Genomic DNA, 23,558 nt, shown 5'->3' on the forward strand with positions numbered 1-23,558 from the left:
TGCTCCTTATTTTTGGTAACCCGAGTGCCAACGGAGTAAATATTTTTCTAAGGCAACAGCCAGTACATCGGCCAATTTACCGAGTAGGGCATATAATAAAATCCCGACCAAGACGATGTCGGTTTGTAGAAATTCGCGTGCATTCATGGTCATATAACCGATGCCAGCTTGTGCAGAAATGGTTTCTGCCACAATCAACAGAACCCAAACGAGACCGAGTGAAAAACGCAGACCAACTAAAATAGACGGCATCGCCCCCGGTAGAATGATTTCTTTATACAGTTGCCAGCCACTCAAACCGTAGCTTTTGCCCATTTCAATCAGTTGAGGGTCTACAGAACGAATACCATGATAGGTATTGATATAAATGGGAAAGAATACGCCAATAGCGACTAAAAACAGCTTGGCCGATTCATCGATCCCAAACCATAAAATCACCAATGGAATCAGGGCAAGAGCAGGAATATTACGGATCATTTGCAGCGTGGTATCGAGTAACGTCGATGCTGTTTTGGATGAACCATTTAGCAGCCCTAAAAAAAGACCTAATCCACCCCCAACTAAAAGCCCAACCAAAGCACGACCCGCACTGATTTGGACATGCTTCCACAGTTCACCACTGATCAGTAAGTTCCAAAAGGCCACCACCACCGCACTTGGCGCAGGCAAAATACGACTTTCTAACAGCCCTGTAACAGAGGCAATTTGCCATACAATAATTAATGCAATAGGAAACAACCAAGGCAGCAAACGCTGCCCGAGTTGTGTTCCACGTGAAACCTTCGGTGCTTTGAAGGTTTCAACAGAAACAGTTTTGGACATTAGGCCGGCTCCTGAATCTTTCCAGCTTTTTTATTTTCATCTGGGGTGTAGTTGTTCGCGACGATCTCACCAAATGGGCCTGTTAAGTTAGGTTGAACCAATTTCTGACGCGTTTCCAATGGCAGTAGTGGGAACACCAATTCTGCGAAACGGATCGACTCTTCAAGGTGTGGGTAACCAGAGAAAATAAAGGTATTAATCCCGAGATCAGCATATTCTTGGATACGTGCGGCTACCGTTTCAGGATCACCAACGAGTGCCGTACCTGCACCACCACGAACCAGGCCAACACCCGCCCATAAGTTTGGCGATACTTCTAATTTGCTACGGTCGCCGTTGTGCAGTTCAGCCATACGGCGTTGACCAACAGAGTCCATGGTTTTGAACTTGGCTTGCGCGGCTGCAATGGTGGCATCGTCGACATATTGGATCAGCTCTTCAGCTGCTTTCCATGCCTCTTCATTGGTTTCGCGCACAATGACATGTAAACGAATGCCATAATTCAGTTCACGTCCTTTGGCTTTGGCTTTTTCACGCACCACTGCAATTTTTTCTTTTACCGCAGCAGGTGGCTCACCCCAAGTTAAATAGGTGTCAACTTGATCCGTTGCCAGTTCAACAGCTGCCTCTGAAGAACCGCCAAACCATAGTGGTGGATACGGTTTTTGTACCGGTGGATAAAGTAATTTTGCGTCGTCCACACTCAGGCGTTCGCCATGGAAGGTATAGCTTTCACCAGTATGTGAACGGGTTAAAATTTCACGCCAAATCGTGGTGTATTCTGCGGCAGTTTGGTAACGCGTCGCATGATCTTCATAGACACCATCACCCTTGAGTTCTTGCTCATCACCGCCTGTGACTAAGTTTAGTAAGATACGACCGCCAGATAAACGGTCAAAAGTTGCAGCCATACGTGCAGTCAGTGCAGGCGTTGTCACCCCCGGACGTAGAGCGACTAGAAATTTTAGATTTTTAGTGGTATCAATCAAGCTTGCAGCTGTAAGCCATGGATCTTCACATGAACGACCTGTCGGAATCAGAACGCCTTCATAGCCAAGATTATCCACCGCTACTGCAATTTGCTTCATGTAGGCATGATCGACTTGGCGTGCACCTTTACTTGTTCCTAAGTAGCGACTGTCACCGTGGGTAGGGATAAACCAGAAAATTTTCATGTTCAGTTCCTTGTATTTTTGATGGCTCGGGTATCAATGTGATGAAGGTGTCCAAACTTGCTTTTGGACTTGAATGTTGTTTGGAATCAGTTGGACTTGTTTAAATAAGTCCGCAATATTTTGCTGTGCTTGTATGACCTCGGGTGTCAGTGGGCGCACAGGAGATGGTTTAGATCGGCGAGAAAAGGCTTGCGCAGCAATATTCTTTTGCAGCCCAGTGCTGTTTTGATAAATCTCTAAAGCCACATTTTGGTTCTTCACAATCCACTGATCGGAAGCGTCTAGGGCCTTTAAAAATTTAGCTGGGGCATCAGGGTGCGCTTGAACGACTTTTGGATTTGCCACATAAAATGAATAGGTCTTTGGAAAATCACCAGATTGAATCAGCACTTTAGCCTGAGCATCCAACTCCGCTGCAGATAAAAACGGGTCCCAAATGGCCCATGCATCAATTGATTTTTTATCAAATGCGGCCCGTGCATCTGCTGGTGGAATCCAAATCGGTTGAATGTCATTCCAAGTCAAACCGGCTTTTTCTAAAGTTTTGGCTAATAACTCATGCGCACTCGAGCCTTTTTGTACAGCAACGCGTTTACCACGTAATTCTTGAATGGTTTTGATTGAGCTGTCCGCTGGAATCACGACAGCAAGCGACTGTTCAGGCACCACTTCATAGCCAATATAATTCAGGTCTTTATTGGCAGCTTGGGCAAAAATAGGCGGGGTGTTGCCGACATAGCCATAATCCACCGCACCGACCGCAAGGGCTTCTAACATTTGTGGGCCAGCAGGGAATTCTTTCCATTCAATCTGAGCGCCGGGAAATTGTTGTTCAAAGAGCTTTTGTTCACGGGCAACCAGTAAATTTAAGGCTGATTTTTGGAAACCGATAACCAAGGTTTTTACGGCTGTTTCAGCTGGTTTTTCACCATCCTGCTGTGCTGTTTCTTGTTTTTGGCAGGCACTGAGTCCAAGGGCCAAAGTGGCTAAAGTCAGTATGGAAAATGTTCTTAGAATACGCATGGCATCGCCCTTATGCTGTAGTCGGCTTATTTAATAATGGCCGACTCAATATTTAATTTATTTGGAATTAATTTTTCGTTATAAAACGCATCAGCGACTTGCTGCTGCTCTTGCGCCACTTGTGCAGTAATCGGCGTCACTTGATTGCCTAAGCGTGAAATAGATGTTTTAAGTACATCTAGACCTAAGCCGGTTTTGCCTTCGAGTAACTTGGCCGCTTCATCTTGATTTTTTGAGACCCATTGCGTGGTCAAATTCAACTCATTCACCACAGCTTGCAGGACTTTTGGATTTTCCTGAGCAAATTTGCGATCGGCCAAATAGAACTGGTAGTTCTTCACCAAGTTTTCGCCATTGGCAATGGTGCGAGCATTAAGTTGATGCTCAGCGGCAGAAAGGAACGGGTCCCAAATTACCCATGCATCGACTGCACCTTTTTCAAAGGCAGCTCGTGCATCGGCAGGCGGTAAATACACGACATTGATGTCGCTAAATTTAAGCTGATTGGCTTCCAACAACTTGAGCAACAGGTAATGCACGTTTGAGCCTTTGTTTAAGGCCACACGTTTACCTTTTAAGTCCTGAATACTGTGAATAGCCGAATCTTTTTGCACAATTAACGCTTCAGCTTTTGGAACAGCAGGTTGGTTGGCAATGTAAACCAAATCGGTTTGAGCGGCTTGAGCAAAGATAGGTGGTGCTTCACCGACTTCACCAAATGAAACACTGCCCACATTGAGGCCTTCAAGCAGCTGTGGACCCGCAGGAAATTCCACCCATTTGATATTTACACCTTGGCTTTTTAAGGCTGTTTCTAAGGTTCCGCGTTCTTTTAAAATTGGCAATAAGCCATATTTTTGGAAGCCGATATTTAAGGTGACATTTTCTTCAGCCTCTTTTTTGCCACAGCCCGACATCATCATGGCACCCACAACCGCTGTAGACAGTACAAGTGTTTTTGTCCAAAGTTTTGCTTTGTGAGTACGCATGTGTTGCTCCTATACAGGCCTAAAGTTGCAGAACTGTTGATTTATGAACACATAAGCTAAAGAGTTTTCTTTTTCGAAAAAAATAAGAAAACTTAAATTTAAAATCAGGAAAAAAGATAAATAAAAATCAGCAAAACTTATGAGAAATTATGATTTTAGAAAAACATATAATGTGTCGAAGTATTATTTTAAGTTATTGAAATTATTTTATTTATTTGGGTTATTTAAATGGTAGATATGGTTATTCTATGGCTTGCAAAGTGATTTGAGGGGATAGCCAAGGGATTCGGCATAACCTTATGCAAAATAATGCTATTCAGCGCATAAAAAAAGCCACTTTAAAGTGACTTTTTACAAACTAACGAGTTTCTTTGATAGTTATATAAGGCCTGACGGGCATTCGGTAAGTCATCGACGCTGACTTGTTCAAAACCTTGTTCAAGGAACCAATGCGCTGTTCGTGTGGTCAAAATAAACAATTGTTCAATACCTAAATCTCGCGCTTTTTCTTCTAAATAATGCAAAATTTGGCTACCGCGATTTGATTTTCGATACCCCGGATGCACAGCCACACACGCGATTTCAGCAGAGCGTTTTTCATCCCCTGTGACAGGAATCGGGTACAACGCAGCACAGGCCAAAATCGTACCGTCACGTTCAATCACTGCAAATTGTCCAATTTCATTTTCCAAACGCTCGCGTGAGCGATAAACCAAGATGCCTTCTTGTTCGAGAGGGCGTAACAGATTGATTAAGCCACCCACATCTTGAATATCGGCAGTACGCACTTCTTCATAATGCGCATCCGTGATCATGGTGCCAGAACCGTCACGCGTGAACAGTTCTTCGATCAATGCGCCATCATAGGCATATGAAATAAGATGAACACGGTGTACGCCTTGTAAAGAAGCATCTTTAGCAACGCTTAAATGCAGGGCAATATCGGGATTAGAATCTTGATATTGCAAAATATGCTGATCAAGTTGATGAGGTGTAATTTCGCGTTGTAGCTGCCCATGTTCATTGTGCAAACCGTGTTGTTTGCCCAAGAAAATTAACTTATCCGCTTTTAAACTGATGGCGGTTTTGGTCGCAACTTCTTCAGCCAATAAATTAAACACTTCTCCTGTAGTGGAATAACCTGTCGGCCCAAGCACCACAATATTTTGGCTATCTAAATGACGTTGAATTGCATCGATATCGACGGAACGAACTTCACCAGACAGTTGAAAATCGATACCGTCACGAATGCCATACGGTTTTGCCGTGACTAAATTACCTGAGACCACATCAATACGCGCGCCGTACATCGGTGAATTGGCTAAACCCATAGATAGGAGGGCTTCAATTTGCAGACGAATGGAGCCAACAGCATTCATCACAGCAGGTAAAGATTCGCGAGTGGTGATGCGACGATGATGATGAAATGGTGTCTGGATGCCGCTGCTTTGTAAATTATGATTGATTTGCGGACGGGCACCATGCACCAAAATTAGACGAATACCAAGCGAGTGTAATAAGGCAATATCGTGAATAATGTGTTGAAAATTTTCATGTTGCAGTGCTTCACCATCAAACATGATGACAAAGGTTTTGTTACGATGCGCATTAATATAGGGTGCAGAATGACGGAACCAATGCACATACTGTAAGGTTGTGCTAGAAGATGGTTCAGTGATATTCGTTTGCATGCCTATGCCTGTTTATTCGCTCTGGTATGGATGATTCTAAACAAAAACATATGACAGCGGAAAGCAAATTTGACATCCTCACCCCCTTAAAAGAGGGTGATTCCTACAGCTAGACGCTTATGCCCAAGCGCAAGAATGTTTAGAGCTGAGTTTATATCTCGATCATGAGCTGTACCACAGCTCATGCACTCCCATTCTCTTATTCCAAGATCTGTCTTACCTTTTGGACTACTTGAGGTGATCTCACCGCAGCACGAACAGATTTGGGTAGTATAGGCTTCTTGGACTTCTTCAAACAATACGCCTGCGTTCTCGCATTTATACTTGAGCATTGTTTTTAATGCAGAAAATCCTGTATCCAAAACAGATTTTGCCATTTTGGTTTTTACTAATTTTTTAGCACTCAAGTCACCTACAATAATCAATGCATTTTCATTCACAAGCTTGGTGCTTGCTTTATGCAAGTGATCTTTTCGACTATTTGCAATCTTGGCGTGTAATGCACGAACACGCTTCTTATTCCTGGCTCTCTGAGCAATACCTAATTTCTGCTCATATTTTCGATAGAATTTTGGATTTGAAATTACAGTGCCATCAGAACAGGTGGCAATATCTTTTAAGCCTAGATCAATACCAATCGCTTTGGTTGCTGTCGATTTATCTTGCTTAGGCGATTCAACAACAAGACATACATACCAACGCCCACGGCTATCCTCTACAAATGAACCTGTTTTTAACGTGTATTTGCTTAAACCGTAGCTATCCCAAAGCTTAAATTGGTGTTTTCCATACTGGACATATCCATTGGCATATTTGATAGCCACCTTTTTAAAGGGAACCCATCCCAAAGAGCGCCTTGCTGATTTTTTATTGCTGACACGCCATTTCAGCTTTGCCTTTTTAAATTGTTTTCTTCGGGTGACTAATTCTTCAGTTACAGCCTGAATGGTTTGACTATGTAAATTACATTCTTTGGATGTGCCTTTGTAAATTACATTCTTTGGATGTGCCTTTCGTATATTTGGCAATATCAAAAGCAGAGAGAAATTCACCTTTCCGCTTCAAATGCCTAAACCCTAAATCATTGACATAATTCCAGACGAAGTTCACTTCTGATGCTAGTTGGTCTAACACCTTGCAATGTTTGTCTTTTATACGTAATTTAAGGGTTTTCATGTACTTATATTAACAATCAAAACTCAAGGAAAATAGTTCTTAGTTAAATCAAACGACACTTCATGTCGTGTCGCTTATATCTCTGACCTGAAGGACAGAGTTTTACCCTCCATTTGATAAAAAAACACCTGAACAGTGTTCAGGTGTTGGGAAAGGGACTTAAGAGATCGTCGAATGATTAGCCATTCTTAATGCGAATGATGCGATCGGTACGATCATTGACTAGCACGTAGTCACCATTGATTTTGTACCATTGTTGATAACGACCGGTGTTCGGTAAGCGGCGCGCTTCACGATCACTCACTTTGTAGCGGCTTGAATCGAAATAACGAGGAAAGCTTTGACCAACACGCCAATCGCGGCTTGGATTTACACGACGAAAGTCATTACGGTCGTAGCGATTATTGTCATAACGGTTGTTGTTATTCCAATTGCTCGGACGGTGATCTTTGTCCCAACGGTTGTCTTGATGTTGGTATGACGGATGGTAACGGCGGTCATCTTGACGATGGTCTGGCGCAGCAATGGCTGCTGTTGTAGCCATCAAAGCCGATACGGAAAGAACTAAACTCGATACGATTTTGTTCATGGGACACCTCTATACATTTCTAATCTGTTTTTCGATGATTCAAAATTAGCGAGAAAGTTCAGAGAAAGCGTGGGGGCAATATAGTTGAATTGTGAAATGTATGGAGGAAATTTGAAGGTGTGTAAATGATCTGAACGCTAGGCAGCATCAGCTTTTGCGGTTAAACATTAAAAAAACCTCATAAAAAAAGCCCAGAGTTGATCTGGGCTTTAAAAAAATAGCGAAATTAAATTCAAAACGGCTTACATACCTAAAATTTTCAGAATACTGTTACTATCTGAGTTGACCAATATGTAGTCATTATTGATTTTATACCATTGCTGATTACGCGATGGTTTAGGTAAGTTATGGTCTTTATAATCGACTTTATAACCATTACCACGATAATGCTGTGGCATCACATAGCCCGTTTGCCATTTATGTTGTTGCAAACGTTTGACTCCACGTTGTTCACGCATACGGCGTCGATCTTCAAGATCGTCATCGTCCTGATAACCACGGAAATCACGATCTTTTTTCATTTGACCATATGCATTGCCGCGTGGGCCATCAAAGCCACGTTCATCGTTCTTGAAGTGAGGCGCTGCAGACGTGATGCTGCTTGCTATTAAAGCACTGAAAGAAATAGCCAAAATTGGCAAAATCTTTTTCATGTTCAACCCTCATGAGTAATTTATCTTCAATATCACTACTGTACGCATTAAATGCAGAGAAACTGTGAAGAAAGATGAATATTTCTTTAAATAAAACGAAGAGATTGCGGATATTATGCGATAAATTTCGCGCTGAGAACAATCTTTCCATCTTGAAAGCGATGGTCCGATAATGCGTGCTTTTTATCCTTGCAATGCAGTCTTGATCAAATTTGAGGTCTATTGTAAGCACGATCAAAAACGCCCATCAAGTCTTGATGGGCAAATAGGGTAGAGATACTGGAATGAAAACGGTGGGTAAATTCGGGGTTTTAGTACCACTGCTCATTGAGGCATTGGAGTGAATAAATCGCTTGAGCCACAGATTCAGCTTGCTCGGCATCGTCCATTGCAGAGATCAAATTTTCAGTCAGTTGTAAGGTTTCAATTGAACGAATGGTTTCAATTTTACGTGTTTGATCAGCCATTTGGGTCTCCTTGCCGTCGGTCTATGTCATGGCCAACAGTCTATGCTTTTATACTTGATTTGAAAAACCGAATATTATTATAAAAATAATTTAAAAATACGATCAATGGCAAGTTGGGTAATGAAGCTGTCTATTGATCAAAGCTTGTTGAATTTCAAATGCTAATCTAAGAGTTTAAAAAAAGGGCATCAAATGGCCCTTTTTAGTTCTAAATGTGTCACTTGGAACGTAATTAGTATGCGTATTTCAGGTCGGTATAATCCGTTAATGATTTTTGAATATGAGCTTGAATAAATTCATTAATATCTTCAGGTGTCATTGCTGCACCTTGTTTGGTAATCACATGCTCAAACGGTGCTTGATCTTGCGCAATGATGCGATAAACAAAGTTAGTGATCACTTGAAAGCCTGCTTCTTGCTTTTGAATGCAAGTGACATAGAAATAGGCATGCTCAAAGTTTAAGTCAGTATGCGAAAAAATAAATTGTTCAAATAATTTTGCATTTTGACCGACATCTAAGCCTTTTAAATCGTCCACGATACTCGGGTCGAATTTTATGCCATATTTTGCTGAAATCGGTTGACCATCGACCAGTAGGTTAACCATGCCATCCTCAGTTGGAGTCACTGTAATATTGCTAAAGTCAGACATGTATCAATCCAATGTTTTTAAAGAATGCCCCAAGTATCGGCAAATTTGCTAAAAACTCAAGTCGACTTTCGCGAGGACACCGCGAAATCAGTCGGTGAATGATGTCTTGTAGGCATTCAATACATAAAAAAGGAAGCTCGCGCTTCCTTTTTTAAATTGGCTTTAAGCTTATTCATCTTGGGCATCTATGCTGGCACCGGTTAAATGCAAGCTGTCGTCACCCATTAAATATAAATATGCAGGCATGATGCTTTCAGGCGTAGGCAAAGTTTTTGGATCTTCGTCTGGATACGCCTTTGCACGCATGGCAGTACGTGTCGCACCGGGATTAATGCAGTTAAAACGAATATTGGGGTGTTCATTTTCTTTGGCGAACAATGTACTCACGGCTTCAATGGCAATTTTTGAGACCGAGTACGCGCCCCAACGTTCACGGGCTTCACGTCCCACACCCGAACTGGCAAAGACCACTGAGGCATGCTCAGATTTTTGCAGTAATGGCATTAGCTCTTGAGTCAGTACAAAAGGCGCACGAAGGTTCACCGCCATAACATCATCCCAAACATCCACAGGATAATGTTCTAGTTCAGTTCGCTCACCCAAAATCCCGGCATTATGCAAAATGCCGTCTAGGCGACCAAATTGCTTTTCTAAGGTGTCGACCAATAGCTCATAGTCACGAGGAGAGGCACTAGACAGTTGTAGCGGTAAAATCGCCGGTTGGGGGGCACCCAATCCTTCAATTTCATCGTAAATCACTTCTAGTTTATTCAGTGTGCGTCCATGTAAGACCACGGTTGCGCCATGTAAGGCATAACTGAGGGCAGCCGCACGGCCAATACCATCGCCCGCACCTGTAATCAGGATAATGCGATCTTTGAGCAGATCGGGGCGAGGTTGATATTCTGAATATTTCATCCGTACCTCCTCGTTTTATTGTGTTGTGTTCTATCGTTATAAAGTCGCAGTGTTTAGCGTTTTCGGTTTGATGACCAAATCATGAATGACTTCATGCAATTCAGCAACAGTCTTCACTATACAATCTGCATGCCAAGCTGTTAAGTCATCTTTGTGTTGTAAAGGTAAATAGCCATAAGCCGCAAGAATTGTGTACATCTGCGCATTACGACCGGCATCGATATCACGTGGATGATCACCGACATAGATACAGTCTTGAGCATCTAGATGAATGTGCTTGGTTGCTAAATACATCGGCTCTGGGTCTGGCTTGGTTTTACTGACATCGTCTGGGCAAACCAATACCGAGCAGCGTTCAGTTAAATTCAACGCTTTGAGCAACGCTTCACTGAGTGAACGCGGCTTATTGGTGACAATGCCCCACGGAATTTGATGTTGTTCTAACTCTGCGAGTAGTGGATACATGCCTTCAAACAGATCGGTATCAACTGCAATATCAGCACCATACAGATCTAGAAAGCGTTGACGATGTGCCAGAAAGACAGGATCTTCAACGTCTAACTCTGGATAGACTAGTTTGACCATCGCACGCGCGCCTTCAGATACTTGTACACGAATATCTTCTGCACTGACCACCGCAATGCCTTTGTCACGGCACATGTCTTGAATAATACGAATAAAATCAGCCGCGGTATCAATCAGTGTACCGTCAAGATCAAAGAGTACAGCTTTCATTAGGCTTCTTTCACCGTATGAACCATGTAGTTCACATCCACATTCGGTGCGAGCCAATAGCGTTTGGTGATCGGGTTATAATGTAAACCTGTCATATCTTTGAGTTTTAACTCGGCTTGACGAATATCATGAGCTAATTCTGAAGGTTTAATAAACTTTGAATAATCATGAGTGCCTTTCGCCAACATGCGTAAAACATATTCCGCACCAATAATCGCAAACAAATAGGCTTTAGGATTACGGTTAATGGTCGAGAAGAATACATGACCACCCGGTTTTACCAGTTTTTGACACGCTAAAATAATTGATGCTGGATCAGGTACATGTTCGAGCATTTCCATACAGGTAACGACGTCATATTGACCTGCTTGTTCTTCTGCCAATTGCTCTACAGGCACTTGGCGATATTCAATATTTTGCACATTTTCTTGTTCGGCATGTAGGCGTGCAACATTTAATGGCGCTTCGCCCATGTCGATACCCAATACTTGCGCGCCACGACGTGCCATGCTTTCAGCTAAAATACCGCCGCCACAGCCTACATCTAATACTTTCTTGCCAGTGATACCATTTGAATGCTCATCAATCCAGTTCAAACGCAGGGGATTAATCATGTGCAAAGGGCGGAACTCAGAATGCTGATCCCACCATATGGCTGCGAAAGCTTCAAATTTGGCAATTTCTTGTGGATCAACATTCAATTGCGACATCGGTTGCACCTCAATCAAGTCTTTATATTTTAGAAAAAAGTTTATGGGAGTTAGTGTAGCGCGTCCTGAAAAAAAAGCGATAAAAGCCTTAAAAAAGTTCACAGAATGAAAACGAAATCGACAGATTTGATTTATAGTGTTGCCATAAACTAATCATAATGATTTTGAGGACGATAAGTTCAATGAAAAAATTCCTTTTAGGCACGATTACAACAGCTATTTTGGCTTTTTCCGGCAGTGCGATGGCAGCACAATTTGTCGCGGGGACTGATTACACGGTTATTCCAAAACCGATTAAAGTCGAACGTCCGGGTAAAATCGAAGTCCGTGAGTTCTTTTGGTATGGCTGCCCACATTGTTTTACATTAGAACCGCATATGCAAACGTGGTTAAAGCAATTGCCTAAAGATGTACGTTTTGTCCGTACACCTGCAGCAATGAATCCACTTTGGGAACAAGGCGCGCGTGCTTACTATGCATCGGAAGCACTGGGTGTTCGTCAAAAAGCACATTTACAATTGTTCCATGACATTCATGTGGGTCAAAAAAATATCTTAGAACAAGGCGCATTTGCTAAGTTCTACACCCGTTATGGTGTTCCTGAAGCGAAATTTAACAGCACATTTAAATCATTTGCTGTGTCTTCAAAAATTGCTCAAGCGAAAAACTTAGCGGCTCAATATCAATTGAGCGGCGTGCCTGCGATTACCGTCAATGGTAAATACATCGTACAAGGTGAAGATGCACGTACTGTTGAAATCGTGAAATTCCTTGTTGATAAAGAACGCAAAGCGAAATAACAGATGTCATAAAAAAGCCGCACTCGATGCGGCTTTTTTTATGACGGTACATTTTGCGTTTTATGGCGATAAATTTTGTGGATCAGAGATTTGAGCCAAAGATCGATCCCAATGCAAGATGCCACGAAATAAGAGCTGAACTTGAGTCTGAGCTTGGCGGCGAAATTGTTTTAGCGCATCAGTACGTTGTGGAAGGTCAATATGTCGATGTAAGTCAATCCACTGCATGGCCCAACTTAAGGCCAATTCAAACAAAATTTGTCCCAATACTTTGAGGTCTTGTTCGGATTGAATATGTTGAGTCGCTTCAACTTGAGCCAGTGCATGGGCCAAATCGGTACTGAGAAAATTAAACTCACGAGTAATGGCTTGTCTTAAGAATGCTGAACCACCCCAACGTTCAGCAATAAGAAACATCCATGCCTCAGGAAATTGCTCAACGGCATGAAATAAATAATCCAGACTTTGTCGTGTGCGTGCATCTGGTGCTTGAAAGCATTGCTGACTCAGTTGATTGAGGACATTCCGAAGGTGCAGGGCCATTTGGTCGACTAGTTCCAAACCGAGTTGGTCCATGTCTTGAAAATGGCGATAAAACGCAGCAGGAACCAAGCCGACATGACGGGAAATTTCGCGTAAGCTCAGACTGCTAAAAGAACGGCCTGTGGTACTCAATGCAAGCGCTGCATCAAGGATAGCTTTACGACTTTGTTGCTTACGTTCTTCCCGTATCGACATGCAATTCGTCCTGAATTTTGCGTGGCTTCAGTCTAACAAATTTCCTGATGTCGTACGATGGGCCTATCAAAACTTGGATGAATGGATTTTGTAAATGCGCACGAATGCGTCCCGAATCTGGCTGTACCTTCTGTTATAATGTACCGCAATCAATTTTGTCAGATTAAGGACTCATCATGCGTATCGACCAACGAGCATTAGATCAATTACGTGAAGTAAAAATTACCCGTAACTACACACGTTATGCGGAAGGTTCTGTATTGGTTGAATTTGGTCATACAAAAGTTCTTTGTACTGCAAGTGTCGACAACTCAGTACCGCGTTTCCTTAAAGGTAAAGGTCAGGGTTGGGTGACTGCTGAATATGGTATGTTACCTCGTTCAACACATACACGTACTGACCGTGAAGCGGCACGTGGTAAACAAAGCGGTCGTACTCAAGAAATTCAACGTCTGATTGGTCGTAGCTTACGTGCGATGGTCGATTTGAAAAAATTGGGTGAAAATACCATCAGCATCGACTGTGATGTGATTCAGGCAGATGGCGGTACACGTACAGCATCAATTACAGGTGCAGCAGTTGCCTTGGTCGATGCAATGAATGTCTTGCTTGAAAATAAAAAAATTAAACAAGATCCATTAAAAGGTCTCGTTGCTGCGATTTCTGTAGGGATGTATCAAGACGAAGCTTTACTTGATCTTTGCTATGAAGAAGATTCAAGCTGCCAAACAGACATGAACGTAGTGATGACACAAGCTGGTGAGTTCATTGAACTTCAAGGCACAGCAGAAGACAAACCGTTTACACGTACACAGTGTAATGAAATGCTTGAATTGGCTGAAAAAGGCATTCAAGAATTGATCAAAAAACAACAAGAAGCTTTGGGTTGGTAATATGACTAAAGCTTAAGTTGATAAAAGCACCTTCGGGTGCTTTTTTTATTTTTAAGTCGGATGAGTAATATCAACTGACAAATTAAAACTTAAAAGCGCTATTGTTGACAGCAAAGTTTCAGCACAGTGTGAAGAACACAATAACAAGGAGAAAATAATGAAAGCGTTATTGATCGGTTTTTCATTGTTGGGACTTTTAGGACTGAGTGCTTGTGATGTTTCCAATTCAAAAGATGAGGATAAAGAGCGCTTTGTTTTGTCATCAGATCGTGATCATGACAATGAGCAAAATGATGATGATCGTGATGCTAAAGCTGATCAAGATCAGGATGAAGAGCGAGAAGAGAATTCAAAAGGCAAAGATGATGATTAAAAGGAATCGTATTAAAAAGGGTGCTGATGAGCACCCTTCTTTAAATGGATTTAATTTTGGTAACATTTAAGCATTAAAGCGCATAGACAGGTCAATTGCTTTCACATCTTTGGTTAAAACACCCATCGAAATATAATCGACCCCTGTCGCTGCCACTTCACGTAAATTTGCAATAGTGATATTGCCTGAGGCTTCAAGTTTGCAGCGACCATTCACATGTTTGACGGCATCAATCATTTGTTGCTGACTAAAGTTATCCAACATCACAATATCCGCACCTGCTTCCAACGCTTGGTTGAGTTCGTCCCAAGTTTCGACTTCCACTTCAACGGGTTTACCCGGAGCAATGGTATGCGCTTTAGCAATAGCTTGGCTAATGCCACCTGCTGCCATGATGTGATTTTCTTTAATTAAAAACGCATCAAATAAACCTAAGCGATGGTTTTGACCACCTCCGACAGCTACTGCATATTTTTGTGCAATACGTAGGCCTGGTAAGGTTTTACGGGTATCGAGTAAACGAGTATTCAAACCTTCAAGCTGCTGGACATAGGCAGCAGTTTTAGTCGCTACTGCAGATAATGTTTGTATAAAATTTAAGGCTGGACGCTCAACCGTGAGTAAACTACGCGCAGAACCTGCTAATTTTAAGAAAGCCTCACCTGCTGAGACACGTTCCCCATCATTTTTTAACCATGTGACTTGTACACTTGCATCAAAAGTTTGAATGAGTGCATTAACCCAAGGCTGACCCGCCAAGATCATCTCTTCACGGCTGATAATCGTTGCAGTGGCTTGTTCATCTTCTGGAGTTAACAGGGCTGTAATATCGCCTTCGCCAATATCTTCTTGTAGTGCGTGTTGAATATTGATTTGGATAGATTGTTCAAGCAAAGATTGCGATATGCTCATAAGAAATTCCGTATCTTTTTAACCCGAGAAAATGTGCGCGTTATATTAGCATTGTTCCTTAAAAATGAGCGATTTTTAACTCCTTTCACAGACTTGAATTGAGATTTCAATGTGAAAGTTTTAGCATTAAACCTTTCAAGTAGGGCTCGGCGTTTTGATCTGCAGCATTGCAGGCCGGCTTAGACACAGGATTTTTTATGTCACAAGCAACAACATTTCAGGTGCAGGATGGGCAACTTATCGGTGCACGGCAAGTTCCATCACCGAACTTTAATCAGCGTCCCGCAGATACTGAAATTCAGCTTGTGGTGATTCACAATATTAGCTTGCCACCTTCCCAATTTGGGGGTGGCTATATTGAGCAGTTTTTTCAAAATCAATTAGATTGGTCGGTGCATCCGTATTTTCAAACTATTGAAGGGATGCAAGTATCGACACATTTATTGATCCTGCGCACAGGCGAAGTTCTACAGTTTGTCAATTTTAATGATCGAGCTTGGCATGCAGGTCGCTCAACCTATTTAGCACAAAAAGAATGTAATGATTATTCGATAGGCATCGAACTCGAAGGAAGTGATGATTTACCTTTTGAGGCTGCACAATATGCCGTGCTGACCGAGGTCGTGGCGTGTTTACAACAGGCTTATCCTAAAATTCAACAACATATTGCAGGGCATTCAGATATTGCACCGGGACGTAAAACTGATCCGGGTCCATTTTTTGAGTGGAACGCTTTTCGTCAACAGCTACATCATTTTAAAAACAAATAAACAATACATACTGCGTTTAATAAACCAATGAAATTCCTTGACGAGTTTCATTACAATAGGCGCACTTTCAAAAGTGAGAAATACCGATGGCGCTTTGGCGTTCGACAGTCATTGTCAGTGCAATGACTATGTTGTCCCGTGTATTGGGACTGGTACGGGATATTGTCCTGTTAAATGTATTTGGTGCAGGTAAAGACTTCGATACCTTCGTGGTTGCCTTTCGTATTCCTAACTTTTTTAGGCGCTTATTCGCAGAAGGGGCATTTTCACAAGCCTTTATTCCTGTATTGACTGAATATAAAACCAGTCGAACCCATGCCGAAGTCCAGATTCTGATTAGCCGTGTTTTTGGCTGTTTAGGTCTGGTGATGACTAGTTTGACGTTCATCGCGATGGTGGCGGCACCCGCGATTATTTATATCTATGCACCGGGTTTCCATGGTGATGCAGACAAGTTTGCGTTAGCTACCGATATGTTCCGCCTAACGATTCCTTACTTACTGTTTATGTCCCTAACGGCATTTGCCAGCAGTATTTTGAATAGTTATGGCTCATTCAGTACACCTGCGTTCGCTCCAGTGTTACTCAATGTCGCGATGATTGCCGGTGCGCTGTGGTTAACCCCTTATATGGCTGAGCCAATTATGGCTTTGGGTTGGTCTGTTGTCGCGGCAGGATTCTTGCAATTGGCGATTCAGATTCCAGAGCTGTGGCGTAAAAAATTACTGATTCCACCGAAAGTTGACTTCAAACACGAAGGTGTTGATCGCATCATGAAGTTGATGCTGCCAGCACTGTTTGGTGTCTCAGTGACGCAGATCAACCTACTGTTGAACACCATTTGGGCGTCTTTCATGCAAGATGGTTCGGTGTCATGGTTATACAGTGCCGAACGGATGACCGAATTGCCATTGGGCTTAATTGGTGTCGCGATAGGTACCGTAATTTTACCGTCATTGTCTGCACGTCATGCTGAACAAGATCAAGAAAAATTCCGTCGTATGATTGATTGGGCAGCTAAGGTCATTATCTTGGTGGGTGTGCCTGCAAGTATTGCGCTTTTCATGCTCTCTACACCTATTATTCAGGCCTTATTTGAACGTGGTCAATTTAGCTTTGAAGATACACAGATGACCGCATTGGCATTGCAATGTATGAGTGCCGGTGTGATTTCATTCATGCTCATTAAAGTGTTTGCACCAGGGTTTTATGCGCAACAAGATACCAAAACTCCTGTACGTGTAGGTTTAATGGCGGTCGCAGCCAATGCCATTCTTAACGTGGTGTTTATTGGATTCTTTAAACTGATTGATTGGCATGCTGAGCATATGGCCTTGGCATTGGCATCCTCTGGTTCCGCATTGGTGAATGCAGGGATGCTGTATTTTTATTTACATAAGCGCAATATTTTTCGCTTTGGCGCACATTGGAAAAAGTTGGTGATTCAGTTTGCGATAGCCAATGCTGTGATGATTGCTGCTCTGTGGTATGGCTTAACATGGTACAACGGTGATGTATCTGCGTGGATGCGTGTCGCGGAAGTGATCATCTTATGTGTGATTGGAGTTGCTGCTTATGGTATCGCCTTAATTGCAACAGGCTTTAGACCACGTCATTTAAAACCATAAAGCTAAAACCATACAACGTAGTAAGTTTACGTGGATGAAAAAAAAATAAGAGCCCATAGGCTCTTATTTTTTTCATTGACACTCAAGATGATAAAAACCTACGTTTCTTATCCATGAGTCTAAGGGGGTAATTTGTAGTTTAAAACGACATACAATCCGTCGCCTAAACTTTTCCTCGAGAGAGGAAACCAACAATTGCGAGAATAACTGCAATAACCAAAAGAATAACAGCAAAGTCTTTGGATAAGCCTGCCACACCACCAAAACCTAGCAGACTCGCAATCAATGCAATTACAGCGAAAATAATAGCCCAGCGGAACATAGTTTTATCTCCATGTGATTTTTTATTCTGTATGCTCATTATAAGAGGCTAAAAAAACCTACTCTGTAGTCTTTTGTTTATTTAATGTTCAATATTCGGTAACTTAAACAAGGAATTAATGTGCAGGTTCAGTTAATATGCCTGCCACCTTTGTTGCGAGCGAGAAGATGACCGATACTCTACGCCCACATTTTTGGAAAAAGCATCCTTTGACTGAACTCAACCATTTGGAGTGGGAGTCACTCTGTGATGGTTGCGGACTTTGCTGTTTAATTAAGCTTGAAGATGAAGATACTCATGAGGTTGCCTACACCAAAGTGGCATGCAAACTTTTAGATTGTGAAAAGGCATCTTGCTCCGATTATCCAAATCGTCAATCACATGTTCCAGACTGTATACAGCTGACCCCACATCAGATTCACCAATTTCATTGGCTACCACCGAGCTGTGCTTATCGTAGAATTTCTGAGGGTAAAGATTTACCACGTTGGCATCATCTAGTGACGGGAAATCGTGACAGTATTTTGAAGGCAAGAAAGTCTGCCGCAGGGCGTTGCATCAGTGAAGAAGACGTCAACCCTGACGATATTGAAGATTATATTGTACGTTGGGTACGCTAAAGGACACAGATACGCTCTATCTTGGATCTAGAGTTGATCTTGTATCATAGCCAGAAAGTCTTGTTCTGACAGAACCTGAAAACCGTGCTGTTTGAGGAGTGCTGTGGTTACTCCATAGCCTTCAATTTTCGTACGGGTAAAGCTACCGTCATAAATATAATGGCTGCCGCAAGACGGGCTGCGATCTTTCAAGACAACAACATCAACTTTGTGTAATTGGGCCAATTCTAACATTCGTTGAGCACCTGCAATAAATTCAGCACTAACGTCTGTCCCCAAAACATCTTTAACTTGAGCTGTACCATTGAGCACATCAGTGGCTTGACCATTTTGAATTTCTGCAGGAAAACGTGGACAGCTAAGGCCGCCCATCATTTCTGGGCAGGCCGTAATGACTTGGTGAGTCTGCATCAGTTGGCAAATCGCTTGTTGTGTATTTGATTTGGCATCATAACGAACGGGTTGGTCTGCCAGACAGGCACTGACTAAATACTTCAGTGTCATCGTGTCATGCTCCACAAGTTTTAGTGACTCAAAAGTTCCATCGCATGGTCATAACTGAGCGGGCGATAAAAGTAAAAACCTTGTCCAGTATGACAATTACATTCTTTTAAGGTATCGACCTGTTCCGGTTTCTCTATACCTTCGACTAATATATTCAGGGAAACACTCGCACCAATTTGGGTAATCGCTTTGACAATGGCAAGTGCTGAACAGTCGGTATGCATGCGTTCCACAAAATTACGGTCTATCTTAATACAGTCGACAGGGTAATTACTCAAACGTGTTAATGATGAATGACCTGTACCAAAATCATCTAGAGAAATGTGTATGCCATGCTCTTTTAATAAATGGAGAGCGCGAATCACATAATTTGAGCCACGTTCTGACAGGCTTTGCTCGGTAATTTCGACCTCAATAATATCTGGTGATATACCAAACTGCTTTAAGCGATTCAGTAGTTTTTCCGCATAATCATCACGTAAAAATTCGACAGGTGCAGCATTTATTGAAATTGGTAGCGGTTGTAGTCCAAGTTCAATCCATTTTTGAATATCTTGAAAGATTTTAATTTGCATTGTTTCACTAATGCGTGAAGCCAATTCATAATCTTGAAATGCAGCAAAAATTTGAGAAGGTAATTGTAATTGTTGGTCTTTATCATACCAACGTAACAATGCTTCAAAGCCGATAACTTGACTGTCAGAAAGACGAACTTTGGGCTGATAAAACGGAATAATTTGATTGGACTTAATCAAGCTGCGTGCAAGCGTTAATTGGCGAGTAGTATTTTCAAGGGTTTTGAACATAGTATGGTTGAACATTCGTACACCACCACGACCACTGCTTTTTAAATCATTTAGCGCAATATCAGCACATTTAAGTAAATTGGAGGTATTTTGTGCATCGCGAGGGTAGATCGCACAGCCAATACTCATACCAATATTGATACTTTGCCCATTATAGAAAATGGGCATGTCCATTTGCTGACAGGCGATGCTGGCAAAATTCTGTAATTGTTGTTGCGATTTTAAATTTGGAATAGAAATGGCAAATTCATCGCCACCTAAACGTGAAACTACAATATTTGTATCAAAACATTGCTGAAAACGCTGCCCAAGGGTATGCAGTAAATGGTCTCCTGCACTATGACCTAAGGTGTCGTTAATATGCTTAAAATAATCTAGATCGATTAATAACAAACCCAGTTGTTGCTGATGTTCTCGCGCCACTTTTAATTGGCTTTTAAATACTCGACTAAACGCACGGCGGTTTAATAAACCTGTTAAATCATCTCGTTCAATGATGCGTTGAAGTTTATTTTCTGCCAGTCGCTGTATCGTAATATCACGTGATACACAGAGGATTTCTTTGACTTGGCCATATTCGTTGAATACTGGGCTGAGCATATTATCCCAATAAGCCAAGGGTTTATCTGCTACTTGGCTCATGCCGACAAAGCGAGATATTTTGCCATCTTTGGCTTCGGCAAAAGCATTCAAACACGCGTCACGGACTTCTTCAGGCAGTAATTTATGCCAAGACATACCAAACTCAGTTTCATTTGGAGATACGCCGAGAGCTAAACATCCCGCGCGGTTCATATGCAGAATTTGACCGTCTAGACTTAATAATTTTATACAGTCGACACTAGCATCTAACATTTGATTACGACTATTCAGTTTTTCTCGTAATTCAGCGCATTGATTATGTTGTAATTGTATATTCTTGGCTTGGGGCATTTTTTGAAATAAATTTATAGGTAGATCAATGCCTTGTTGAACTTGAACGATTCGCTTTTGCTTTGTTGATTGCTTCATACAATCTGTCCAATTGGGTCAGGCAAGTCTAAAATGGGATATCTTGCCGATGATACTTTAATTTGATCAATAAGGGCTAGGATGTCTTGTTACATTATAGTTAACATTCGCCTAAGCTTTTTTACATGCAAGATAATTAAATAACGACATTAAACCACCTTCCTAAATTGAATACCGAATAAAGCAAAGATTCTGCCAAGGCAGTGTTAGAATAGAAAAAACGTCCCCAATTGCCGGAAACGAAATAATAAGATGTCAGACAGCCAAATTCCTCTTCCTGAACGCATGCGTCCTCATGATTTATCTCAAATTATTGGACAAGATCACCTTTTAGGTGAAGATGCACCGTTACGCCAGATGATTGACCAAGGGCATTTGCCATCGATTATTTTTTGGGGACCTCCGGGTGTAGGTAAAACCACGATTGCATTGTTGTTGGCGCAGGCTGTTGACCGACCATTTATTAGTTTATCTGCGCTCAATACTGGGGTGAAAGAGTTACGTGAAATCATCGCCGATGGTGGAGATTTATTGACACCTGTGGTGTTTATTGATGAAATTCATCGTTTTAATAAGTCACAACAAGATGCCTTACTGAATGCGGTTGAAAAGGGCAAAATTACCCTGATTGGTGCAACCACAGAAAACCCTTCATTTGAAGTTAATAATGCCTTATTGTCGCGTTGTCAGGTGTATACCTTAAATGCTCTGGATAATGACGCAATTCAGCGCTTATTGGATCAAGCCATTCAGCAAGATTCGTTTTTAAAAGAGCGTTATATTCAAATCGAAGAATATGAAGCTTTATTTCAATTTGCCGCAGGTGACGCTCGTAAAGCATTAAATCTTTTAGATTTAATCGCCAGTACGTTTGAGCCAGACTTAGAGAATATCATTAACAATGCGGTGGTAGTCAAAGTTGCGCAGCAAAATATTGCACGCTATGACAAATCGGGCGAACAGCATTATGATCTAGTTTCGGCTTTTATTAAGTCGATTCGAGGCAGTGATCCAGATGCCGCTTTGTATTGGATGGCTCGAATGCTCAAAGGAGGTGAAGATCCTGTTTTTATTGCCCGTCGTATGTTGATTGCGGCATCTGAAGATATTGGCAACTCAAATCCAAATGCTTTACTGTTGGCTGGAGAATGTTTCCGATCTGTGCAGGCAATTGGTATGCCTGAATGTCGAATCATTTTGGGGCAATGTGCGGTATATTTGGCAACCAGTGCTAAAAGTAATAGTACTTATTTGGCCATCAACAAAGCCTTAGATTTGGCAGAAAAAACCTCGAATTTACCTGTGCCACTACATTTGAGAAATGCGCCAACCAAATTGATGAAAGAGCAAGGCTATGGCGTGGACTATTTATATCCACATAATTATCCTGAACATTTTGTCATGCAGGACTATATGCCGCCTGAACTAAAAGGCACTAAGCTGTATGAGTCTGCACGCAATAAACGTGAAGTCGAAGGTGAGCGTTTGCAGCAACGACGTTGGATGCAACAACAGCAGTAATAATTTGAATGATCATAATGGGAAGGCGCTTCGGCGCCCTTTTTTATGTCTATTTCATGCAAAAAAAAGCCCAACTCAAGGCGAGCTGGGCTGAAAAAATAGGATGTCTTTGGGGAGATACATCCTAGAGGGTAGATGGAAAATCTGGTCGGCATACACATTGGAGAAGTATAGATCCTGGTGCTGCCTGATATGTAGCTATCTTAGTGTGAACGTGGGTAAATGTGAAACAGAGGTTTTTTATGGTTAACATTTGTTTTTTCGATCAAGGATTAATCGAGTAATATTTCATTAAAAAACCGAGCTAAAGAGCTCGGTTTTTTAAATCGATGAACGACTTAGATATCAGAAAGGTCGATACCTAAACGTGCAGCAACTTCTTCATAAGCTTCAACCACACCGCCTAAACCTTGACGGAAACGGTCTTTGTCGAGTTTTTTCTTAGTGTCTTTGTCCCATAGACGGCAGCCGTCTGGAGAGAATTCGTCGCCTAGTACGATACGGTCGTGGAACACGCCAAATTCAAGTTTAAAGTCAACAAGCAGCATGTTGCCTGCATCGAATAGACCTTTAAGTACTTCGTTTACTTTATAAGTCAATTCTTTCATTTGAGCGAGTTGTTCTGCAGTCGCCCAACCTAATGCAATCGCTTGTGATTCATTCACCATTGGGTCGCCTAACGCATCGTCTTTGAAGAACAATTCGAAAGTTGGCGGAGTAAGTTCTTTACCTTCTTCAACGCCTAAACGACGGCAAAGTGAACCTGCTGCATAGTTACGAATTACGCACTCTACAGGAACCATAGTCAATTTTTTCACTAAAACTTCAGTTGGAGAAAGAAGTTTTTCGAAATGAGTTTCGATACCAGCCGCAGCCAATTTTTCCATGATAAAGGCGTTAAAACGGTTGTTCACCTTACCTTTGCGATCCAGTTGTTCAATTTTTTCACCGTTGAATGCAGAAGCATCGTCACGGAAAACTAGGATGAGGTGGTCAGAACTATCTGTTTCATAAACAGATTTCGCTTTACCAGTATAGAGCAAGGTTTGTTTTAACATGA

Annotated in this window: 25 protein-coding genes and 1 pseudogene; 7 read left to right on the top strand and 19 right to left on the bottom strand. The window is 41.9% G+C overall.

The window, feature by feature from the left end:
* Positions 1–6: 6 nt before the first annotated feature.
* The 13 genes and pseudogenes from ssuC to ubiG form a co-directional block, all read right to left on the bottom strand.
* A complete protein-coding gene (gene ssuC, locus FTV27_RS11005) occupies positions 7–822 on the bottom strand; it encodes an aliphatic sulfonate ABC transporter permease SsuC (RefSeq protein ID WP_078190647.1) in 816 nt (271 codons plus the stop codon).
* The gene (ssuD, locus tag FTV27_RS11010) at positions 822–1,997 is read right to left on the bottom strand and encodes an FMNH2-dependent alkanesulfonate monooxygenase (RefSeq protein ID WP_180078503.1); all 1,176 of its coding nucleotides are present in this window, start codon (positions 1,995–1,997) and stop codon (positions 822–824) included. The genes ssuC and ssuD overlap by 1 nt, the downstream gene beginning before the upstream one ends.
* Before the next feature lie 33 nt (positions 1,998–2,030).
* On the bottom strand, positions 2,031–3,020 hold the full coding sequence (locus FTV27_RS11015) for an aliphatic sulfonate ABC transporter substrate-binding protein (protein WP_180078505.1): 990 nt from the start codon (positions 3,018–3,020) through the stop codon (positions 2,031–2,033).
* Positions 3,021–3,046: 26 nt separating this feature from the next.
* Positions 3,047–4,009, bottom strand: a complete 963-nt coding sequence (locus tag FTV27_RS11020; protein ID WP_180024668.1) for a sulfonate ABC transporter substrate-binding protein — start codon at positions 4,007–4,009, stop codon at positions 3,047–3,049.
* Between the two features lie 338 nt (positions 4,010–4,347).
* Positions 4,348–5,700: an amino-acid N-acetyltransferase gene (argA, locus tag FTV27_RS11025; RefSeq protein ID WP_180078507.1), complete on the bottom strand. Its 1,353-nt coding sequence runs from the start codon at positions 5,698–5,700 to the stop codon at positions 4,348–4,350.
* 86 nt (positions 5,701–5,786) lie between these two features.
* Positions 5,787–6,876, bottom strand: a pseudogene (locus FTV27_RS11030) (RNA-guided endonuclease InsQ/TnpB family protein).
* Between the two features lie 178 nt (positions 6,877–7,054).
* Positions 7,055–7,465: an RcnB family protein gene (locus FTV27_RS11035; RefSeq protein WP_168379728.1), complete on the bottom strand. Its 411-nt coding sequence runs from the start codon at positions 7,463–7,465 to the stop codon at positions 7,055–7,057.
* A gap of 242 nt (positions 7,466–7,707) precedes the next feature.
* The gene (locus FTV27_RS11040; RefSeq protein WP_078193274.1) at positions 7,708–8,118 is read right to left on the bottom strand and encodes an RcnB family protein; all 411 of its coding nucleotides are present in this window, start codon (positions 8,116–8,118) and stop codon (positions 7,708–7,710) included.
* Positions 8,119–8,429: 311 nt separating this feature from the next.
* Entirely contained in the window at positions 8,430–8,585 is a 156-nt protein-coding gene (locus FTV27_RS11045; protein ID WP_180008593.1) for a hypothetical protein, read from the bottom strand.
* 232 nt (positions 8,586–8,817) lie between these two features.
* The gene (locus tag FTV27_RS11050) at positions 8,818–9,237 is read right to left on the bottom strand and encodes a hypothetical protein (RefSeq protein WP_180024665.1); all 420 of its coding nucleotides are present in this window, start codon (positions 9,235–9,237) and stop codon (positions 8,818–8,820) included.
* 168 nt (positions 9,238–9,405) lie between these two features.
* A complete protein-coding gene (locus FTV27_RS11055; protein WP_078190639.1) occupies positions 9,406–10,155 on the bottom strand; it encodes a YciK family oxidoreductase in 750 nt (249 codons plus the stop codon).
* Positions 10,156–10,191: 36 nt separating this feature from the next.
* Positions 10,192–10,890 carry an HAD family hydrolase gene (locus FTV27_RS11060; RefSeq protein ID WP_180078509.1) on the bottom strand — a complete coding sequence of 233 codons (699 nt, stop codon included), beginning with the start codon at positions 10,888–10,890 and terminating at the stop codon, positions 10,192–10,194.
* Entirely contained in the window at positions 10,890–11,600 is a 711-nt protein-coding gene (gene ubiG, locus FTV27_RS11065) for a bifunctional 2-polyprenyl-6-hydroxyphenol methylase/3-demethylubiquinol 3-O-methyltransferase UbiG (RefSeq protein ID WP_078190637.1), read from the bottom strand. The genes FTV27_RS11060 and ubiG overlap by 1 nt, the downstream gene beginning before the upstream one ends.
* A gap of 182 nt (positions 11,601–11,782) precedes the next feature.
* Between ubiG and FTV27_RS11070 the strand changes: the two genes are divergently transcribed.
* On the top strand, positions 11,783–12,400 hold the full coding sequence (locus FTV27_RS11070) for a thiol:disulfide interchange protein DsbA/DsbL (protein ID WP_078193271.1): 618 nt from the start codon (positions 11,783–11,785) through the stop codon (positions 12,398–12,400).
* Positions 12,401–12,460: 60 nt separating this feature from the next.
* Here the strand turns inward: FTV27_RS11070 and FTV27_RS11075 are convergent, their stop codons facing one another.
* The gene (locus tag FTV27_RS11075) at positions 12,461–13,138 is read right to left on the bottom strand and encodes a TetR family transcriptional regulator (RefSeq protein WP_180078511.1); all 678 of its coding nucleotides are present in this window, start codon (positions 13,136–13,138) and stop codon (positions 12,461–12,463) included.
* Positions 13,139–13,314: 176 nt separating this feature from the next.
* Here FTV27_RS11075 and rph point away from each other — a divergent pair, with 176 nt between their 5' ends.
* Together rph and FTV27_RS11085 are read left to right on the top strand one after the other, a co-directional pair.
* Positions 13,315–14,031: a ribonuclease PH gene (rph, locus tag FTV27_RS11080; RefSeq protein WP_078190634.1), complete on the top strand. Its 717-nt coding sequence runs from the start codon at positions 13,315–13,317 to the stop codon at positions 14,029–14,031.
* A 157-nt stretch (positions 14,032–14,188) separates the two neighbouring features.
* Positions 14,189–14,404, top strand: coding sequence for a hypothetical protein (locus tag FTV27_RS11085; protein WP_180078513.1), 216 nt, complete (start codon positions 14,189–14,191; stop codon positions 14,402–14,404).
* Positions 14,405–14,470: 66 nt separating this feature from the next.
* Here FTV27_RS11085 and nadC read toward each other — a convergent pair whose 3' ends face one another.
* A complete protein-coding gene (nadC, locus tag FTV27_RS11090) occupies positions 14,471–15,316 on the bottom strand; it encodes a carboxylating nicotinate-nucleotide diphosphorylase (RefSeq protein WP_180078515.1) in 846 nt (281 codons plus the stop codon).
* A gap of 197 nt (positions 15,317–15,513) precedes the next feature.
* Here nadC and ampD point away from each other — a divergent pair, with 197 nt between their 5' ends.
* Complete coding sequence (gene ampD / locus FTV27_RS11095) at positions 15,514–16,086, top strand: 1,6-anhydro-N-acetylmuramyl-L-alanine amidase AmpD (RefSeq protein ID WP_180078517.1); 573 nt, start codon at positions 15,514–15,516, stop codon at positions 16,084–16,086.
* An 86-nt stretch (positions 16,087–16,172) separates the two neighbouring features.
* Positions 16,173–17,714 carry a murein biosynthesis integral membrane protein MurJ gene (murJ, locus tag FTV27_RS11100; protein WP_078193266.1) on the top strand — a complete coding sequence of 514 codons (1,542 nt, stop codon included), beginning with the start codon at positions 16,173–16,175 and terminating at the stop codon, positions 17,712–17,714.
* Positions 17,715–17,877: 163 nt separating this feature from the next.
* Here the strand turns inward: murJ and FTV27_RS11105 are convergent, their stop codons facing one another.
* The gene (locus tag FTV27_RS11105) at positions 17,878–18,036 is read right to left on the bottom strand and encodes a DUF1328 domain-containing protein (protein WP_005006601.1); all 159 of its coding nucleotides are present in this window, start codon (positions 18,034–18,036) and stop codon (positions 17,878–17,880) included.
* 167 nt (positions 18,037–18,203) lie between these two features.
* Between FTV27_RS11105 and FTV27_RS11110 the strand changes: the two genes are divergently transcribed.
* Positions 18,204–18,656 (top strand): YcgN family cysteine cluster protein, encoded by a 453-nt coding sequence (locus FTV27_RS11110; protein ID WP_180024689.1) that lies wholly within the window; start codon positions 18,204–18,206, stop codon positions 18,654–18,656.
* Between the two features lie 27 nt (positions 18,657–18,683).
* Here the strand turns inward: FTV27_RS11110 and FTV27_RS11115 are convergent, their stop codons facing one another.
* Positions 18,684–19,160, bottom strand: a complete 477-nt coding sequence (locus tag FTV27_RS11115; protein ID WP_180078519.1) for a DUF523 domain-containing protein — start codon at positions 19,158–19,160, stop codon at positions 18,684–18,686.
* 20 nt (positions 19,161–19,180) lie between these two features.
* Positions 19,181–20,977: an EAL domain-containing protein gene (locus FTV27_RS11120; RefSeq protein ID WP_180078522.1), complete on the bottom strand. Its 1,797-nt coding sequence runs from the start codon at positions 20,975–20,977 to the stop codon at positions 19,181–19,183.
* Between the two features lie 252 nt (positions 20,978–21,229).
* Between FTV27_RS11120 and FTV27_RS11125 the strand changes: the two genes are divergently transcribed.
* Entirely contained in the window at positions 21,230–22,498 is a 1,269-nt protein-coding gene (locus FTV27_RS11125) for a replication-associated recombination protein A (protein WP_180078524.1), read from the top strand.
* Between the two features lie 338 nt (positions 22,499–22,836).
* Here FTV27_RS11125 and purC read toward each other — a convergent pair whose 3' ends face one another.
* Entirely contained in the window at positions 22,837–23,556 is a 720-nt protein-coding gene (gene purC / locus FTV27_RS11130; protein WP_078190626.1) for a phosphoribosylaminoimidazolesuccinocarboxamide synthase, read from the bottom strand.
* Positions 23,557–23,558: the final 2 nt, after the last annotated feature.

The sequence above is a fragment of the Acinetobacter sp. YH12251 genome, assembly GCF_013417465.1.
GTDB classification, from domain to species: Bacteria; Pseudomonadota; Gammaproteobacteria; order Pseudomonadales; family Moraxellaceae; genus Acinetobacter; species Acinetobacter amyesii.